This window comes from Megasphaera intestinihominis, from assembly GCF_040096415.1.
Taxonomy (GTDB): Bacteria; Bacillota; Negativicutes; order Veillonellales; family Megasphaeraceae; genus Megasphaera; species Megasphaera intestinihominis.
Genome location: NZ_JBBMEU010000153.1, coordinates 1 through 626, shown reverse-complemented (window position 1 = coordinate 626; position 626 = coordinate 1). Strand labels below are relative to the sequence as shown.

Here is a 626-nt window from a genome sequence, read left to right as displayed (position 1 = left end):
CAGGTGGCCGGCCGCAGGTCGCCGCGGTCCTGAGGACCGTAAAAAAACACGGCCAACGGCCGTATGCGTAGGGGCCGACCCGGTTAGGGCGGCCCGTTGCGAACAGTTGGCCATGATTTATCTGGACCATGTGACATGGTTTGGCGAACTGCGGTCTGCGGCCTGCGACCGGCGGCCCGTCAGGACCCGAACTCGAATCACGAGCCACAAAGGCTCTTCACATACAAAAAAGAAAGGAGGAATGAACTATGGCAGCAGAACGTAAAGCCGTTTCCAGCAAACTGAAGCTGGTCATCAGCTACAACGACGAAAATGACAATTTGTGCGAAAAATCCGTACAGATGCGTAACCTCGTCACCGGCGTCGAACCGGCAAACGTCGTCACCGCCGTCAACGCCATCGGTACGCTTTATGAAGACCCCATCACGGGTATCCATGAAGTCGTTGAAAACGAAATCACGGCGTAAGAGCGCGTAAACCTCTCAGTCAGCTTTGCTGACAGCTCCCCTACAAAGGGTGCCTTAAGCCTCCCCTGATAGGCCCTTTTTAGCCCGTCAGGTGCTGACCACAGGGAAGCACAGGGCGGTTGCCAAAACGGAGAGCTGAGCTGGAGGTGGCCCGAAGGG

Annotated in this window: 1 protein-coding gene; it reads left to right on the top strand. The window is 56.7% G+C overall.

All coding sequences use genetic code 11. The features are described from left to right. Positions 1-248: 248 nt before the first annotated feature. Positions 249-467 carry a DUF1659 domain-containing protein gene (locus tag WMO23_RS11425; RefSeq protein ID WP_292296835.1) on the top strand — a complete coding sequence of 73 codons (219 nt, stop codon included), beginning with the start codon at positions 249-251 and terminating at the stop codon, positions 465-467. Positions 468-626: the final 159 nt, after the last annotated feature.